The 4253-nt window shown below is 67.6% G+C and carries 5 protein-coding genes; 1 reads left to right on the top strand and 4 read right to left on the bottom strand.

What is annotated here, in order from left to right:
* Positions 1-12: 12 nt before the first annotated feature.
* Complete coding sequence (locus tag AC1DU6_RS21770; protein WP_457320107.1) at positions 13-567, bottom strand: NADPH-dependent FMN reductase; 555 nt, start codon at positions 565-567, stop codon at positions 13-15.
* 39 nt (positions 568-606) lie between these two features.
* Here AC1DU6_RS21770 and AC1DU6_RS21765 point away from each other — a divergent pair, with 39 nt between their 5' ends.
* Positions 607-810, top strand: a complete 204-nt coding sequence (locus tag AC1DU6_RS21765) for a heavy-metal-associated domain-containing protein (protein WP_457320108.1) — start codon at positions 607-609, stop codon at positions 808-810.
* A gap of 1 nt (position 811) precedes the next feature.
* On the opposite strand, the gene AC1DU6_RS21760 is transcribed toward AC1DU6_RS21765, so the two are convergent.
* The 3 genes from AC1DU6_RS21760 to AC1DU6_RS21750 all read right to left on the bottom strand — a co-directional run.
* Positions 812-3040, bottom strand: a complete 2229-nt coding sequence (locus tag AC1DU6_RS21760) for a xanthine dehydrogenase family protein molybdopterin-binding subunit (protein WP_477859539.1) — start codon at positions 3038-3040, stop codon at positions 812-814.
* Positions 3041-3050: 10 nt separating this feature from the next.
* A complete protein-coding gene (locus AC1DU6_RS21755; protein WP_056205070.1) occupies positions 3051-3506 on the bottom strand; it encodes a (2Fe-2S)-binding protein in 456 nt (151 codons plus the stop codon).
* A gap of 161 nt (positions 3507-3667) precedes the next feature.
* Positions 3668-4253, bottom strand: a 586-nt coding sequence (locus AC1DU6_RS21750; protein ID WP_477859536.1) for a TonB-dependent receptor domain-containing protein, incomplete at its 5' end; no start/stop codon positions are given.

The following is a 4253-nucleotide window of genomic DNA, read 5'->3' as shown; positions in this document are numbered from 1 at the left end:
CGAAGTGGACGCTCATGACGTTCTCTTGCGCACGAAGTCGACAAAGCCGTGGACAAAGGTCTGCAACTGCCCCCGCACCCTGTCATCAACGAGACGGCCGTCGGCGTCGAAGACCGAGCCGGCCTTAGAGACCAGCAGCTCGCCGGCCATCCAGTGGTCGCAGCCGAAAGCATGCAGCACCGGCAACAGCGCGCCCTGGGAGCGCACGGTGCCGAAGCCGCCCGGCGACGCGCCGATCACGGCCGTGGGCCTGCCGCCAAACAGCTTGGCGCCTTCGCCGCTGGGTCGCGACAGCCAATCCAACCCGTTCTTCAGCACGCCGGGGATGGAGTGGTTGTACTCGGGCGTGCTGATCAACAGCGCATTCGCGGCACGGATCTCCTCGCGCAGCTTCGTCACGGCCTCGGGAATGCCCTGGGCCTCGACGTCGCCGTCATAGAGGGGAATGCCGTGCAGGGTGCGCAGCTCGATCGTGACGCCCTCGGGCGCCATCGCGATGGCAGCGCGCAGCAAGGCGGTGTTGTAGGACGCGCGGCGCAGCGCGCCGCTGAGGGCAATGATGTGCATGGCGATACCGCAAAGGTGGATGCGGGCATGATGCCAGCGATGCACAGCTTCATCCTGCCCAACATGAGCTGCGGCCATTGCGTCGCCGCCATCACCGAAGCGCTGAAGGCGGCCGACGCCCAGGCGCGCGTCGAAATTGATCGCAACGCCAAGACCGCCGACGTCGACAGCGACCTGCCCCGCGAGGCACTGGTGGCCGTGCTGACCGAGGCCGGCTACCCCCCGGCGCCGGCCAGCACCTGACTCAGGCGAAGCTGAACGGCAACTCGCGCTGGCGCTTGCCAGTCAGCCGCGCCACCGCGTTGGCGAGCGCCGGTGCCAGCGGCGGCAGCCCCGGCTCGCCCATGCCCTTGGGTGGGTCGTTGCTGGGCACGATGCTGACGGTCATGACCTTGGGCGCGTCGGGCATGCGCGGCATGGCCATGTCATAGAAGTTGTTCTGCTCGACGACGCCGTCCTTGAAGGTCACGCGGTGGGTCGGCATGGTCGTGGCCAGCGCCATGATGGCCGCGCCCTGCACCTGGGTCTCGACCGCCTTGGGGTTGATGCAGAGGTTGCAGTGCACGCCCGCATGCACTTCCTGCAGCACCGGCTGGCGATCCTTGCCCTTGCCCTTCATGCTCGCCACGACGACATAGGCGACGACGGATTCGAAGCTCTCATGCACGGCCACGCCCCAGGCCTGGCCGGGTTTGAGCTTGCGCTTGCCATAGCCGCTCTTGTCGACGGCGGCTTGCAGGGCGGCGCGATGGCGGTCGGCCTTGGCGTTGCCCTCCATCAGCTTGAGCCGGTAGGCGACCGGGTCCTGCTTGGTGGCAAACGCGATCTCGTCGACCAGGGTCTCCATCACATAGGCCGTGTGGGTGGAGCCCACCGAGCGCCACCACAGCACCGGCACATTGACGTCGGGGTGGTGGACGCTGAGGTTCATCGGGAACTCGTAGGGCTCGCGCATGCCCTCGGTCGTCGTGCCGTCCACGCCCTTCTGGTAGCCAAAGCCCTCCAGCGGCGAGCCCTTCAGGATGCTCTGGCTGACGATGCGGTGCTGCCAGCCGGAGATCTTGCCCGCGGCATCGAAGCCGATCTCGGCGCGGTGCACCGTCATGGGCCGGTAGTAGCCGGCCTTGACGTCATCCTCGCGGCTCCAGATCACCTTGACCGGCATGGGTTTGCCGGCCTGGGCCAGGGCCACCGCCACGGCTGCCGCCTCGCGCGGCCATTCGGTGGCGGGCGTGGCACGCCGGCCAAAGCCGCCGCCCGCCATCTGCACATTGACCTGCACCTGCTCCGGCTTGAGCCCCACCGTCTTGGCCAGGTTCATCGCATCGATGCCGGGCATCTGGGCCGCGTAATAGAAGTCGCAGCGGTCGGCCTTCAGGTCCACCGTGCAGGCCAGCGGCTCCATCTGGGCGTGGTTCAGATAGGGGAAGACGAAGTCCGCCGTGATCTTCCTGGGCGCCTTCGCCCAGGCGCTGGCATCGGCCTGGAACTCCGGCTTGGGCGCCGGCGTGCCGGGCGTCTTGGCCAGGGCCAGGTACTGCTTGGTCAGCGCCGCGGTGTCGGGCTTGGCGACGCCACCCAGGTCCCAGTCGACCTTGAGCGCATCACGGCCCTTCTTGGCCGCCCAGTAGCCGCTGGCCACCACCGCCACGCCCTGGCCGCCACGGTCCAGCGCCACCGGCAGCACGGCCTTGACGCCCTTGACCTTGAGCGCCTCGGTCGAATCGAGCTTGGCGACCTTGCCGTTGAAGACCGGCGGGCGCTGGATGACGGCCACCGCCATGCCCGGCAGCTGCACGTCCATGCCGTAGGCCTGAGCGCCGGTGCTCTTGGCTTGGCTGACGACCAGGCCGGTGGGCTTGCCGATCAGCCTGAAGCTCTTGGGATCCTTCAACGTGACGGCTTCGGGCACCGTGCCCTTCATGGCGGCGTCGAAGAACTCGCCATAGCCGGCGCTCTTGCCACCACCCGAAATGACGCCGTTCTCGGCTTTTAACGATGCGGCTGGCACCCCCCAGCTTTCGGCCGCAGCGGCTACCAGCATGGCCTTGGTGCGCGCACCCAGCTCGCGGTACTGCTGGTAGCTGTTCTTGACCGAGTTGGAGCCGCCGGTCAGGTGGATGCCGAACAGCGGATCGACATAGGCGGCCTTCTGGTCGCCAAAGCCGGTGCGGACCTTGCTCCAGTCGGCCTCCAGTTCCTCGGCGCAGATCATGGCCAGGCCGGTCTCGACGCCCTGGCCCATGTCCATGCGGTTGCACAGGATGGTGGTGGTGCCGTCCTTGGCGATGGTGACGAAGGCCAGAGGCTGCTCGGTCGGCTTGGACCCGGGCTTGGGCGCCTGGGCGCTCGCCATGCCAGGCAACAGCGCCAGGCCGACGGCGCCGCCGACGGTGGTGGTGACGAAGCTGCGACGGGAAACTCCAAGGGAGCCCGCGGTCAGTGCCTGGTCGATGCGACGGGGATTCAGCATGTCGGCCTCCTCAGGCGAGCTTGGCCGCAGCCGTGTGGATGGCCGCGCGAATGCGGGTGTAGGTGCCACAGCGGCAGAGATTGCCGGCCATGGCTTCGTCGATCTGCGCGTCACTGGGCTTTTTGTTGCCCTTGAGCAGCGCCACCGCGCTCATGACCTGGCCGCTCTGACAGTAGCCGCACTGGGCCACGTCATGCTCGACCCAGGCGGCCTGCACGGCCTGGCCGACCTTGTCGGTGGCGATGCCCTCGATGGTGGTCACCGGGCCTTGCACCGAGGAGATGGGCGTCAGGCAGGACCGCACCGGCGCCCCGGCCACGTGCATGGTGCAGGCGCCGCACTGGGCCGCCCCGCAGCCGAATTTCGTGCCGGTCAGCTGCAATTCCTCCCGCACGGCCCACAGCAGGGGCATATCGGGCTCGGCGTCCAGCGACACGGCGCGACCGTTGACGGTCATGTTGATCATGGGATTCCTCAGGGGGGTGGGACGCGGGCGACTCTAGCCAGAAGCAGCGTCCCAGTACATCACTCAGGCATTACGCCGGGCGGGCTGAGGGGCTGAGCCAGTAAAAAGGGGCTCCGAGGAGCCCCTTGTGATCACGCCGCGCCGGTGGGGCGCGATCCATTTCACTTGAACTGGTAGCTCGCCGTGGCGTACCAGAAGCGGCCACGTGGGTCGACGAAGGAACCCGCATAGCCGGTCACGTGCGAGCCATAGCTGGACACGGCGGTGAACGGCGGGTCCTGGTCCAGCAGGTTGCGGGCGCCGACACGCAGGGCCAGCGTGGGCATGGGCTTCCAGCCTAGGCCCAGGTTCCAGCGGCTGCTGTCCTTGACCTTGTGCTCGACGAGCGGGCCGACGTTGGCTTCCACCAGGCCGGCCGATTCCGTCCAGCCCTTGACGAAGATGTTCTCCAGCGTCAGGTTCCAGTTGCCCATGTTCCAGTCCAGGCCCAGGGTGTGCTGCCACTTGGGCACCGGCTGCACGCCGGYACCGTCGCCGGCCGTGCCCTCATAGGACACATAAGGCGTGCCCTTGCCGTTCTGCTGCTTCCATTGGTTGATGAAGCTGCCGGCGTAGCTGGCGCTCAGGCGACCCATGGAACCCAAGCTCCAGCCCGCCTTCACGTCGAGGTCGATGCCGTTGGTCTTCAGATCGCCGAGGTTCTCGACCGGGGTCTCGATGTAGCTGATGAAGCCGCTGGGCTGCAGG

It is taken from the genome of Roseateles sp. P5_B10 (assembly GCF_056400485.1).
The sequence above is the reverse complement of the archived record's forward strand: the minus strand, read 5'-3'. Positions and strand labels throughout refer to the sequence as shown.

What these genes read in the sequence shown, in the direction of transcription:
- AC1DU6_RS21755 (WP_056205070.1), bottom strand. Translation starts at nt 3,506, where the DNA reads ATGATCAACATGACCGTCAACGGTCGCGCCGTGTCGCTGGACGCCGAG.
- AC1DU6_RS21760 (WP_477859539.1), bottom strand. Translation starts at nt 3,040, where the DNA reads ATGCTGAATCCCCGTCGCATCGACCAGGCACTGACCGCGGGCTCCCTT.
- AC1DU6_RS21770 (WP_457320107.1), bottom strand. Translation starts at nt 567, where the DNA reads ATGCACATCATTGCCCTCAGCGGCGCGCTGCGCCGCGCGTCCTACAAC.
- AC1DU6_RS21765 (WP_457320108.1), top strand. Translation starts at nt 607, where the DNA reads ATGCACAGCTTCATCCTGCCCAACATGAGCTGCGGCCATTGCGTCGCC.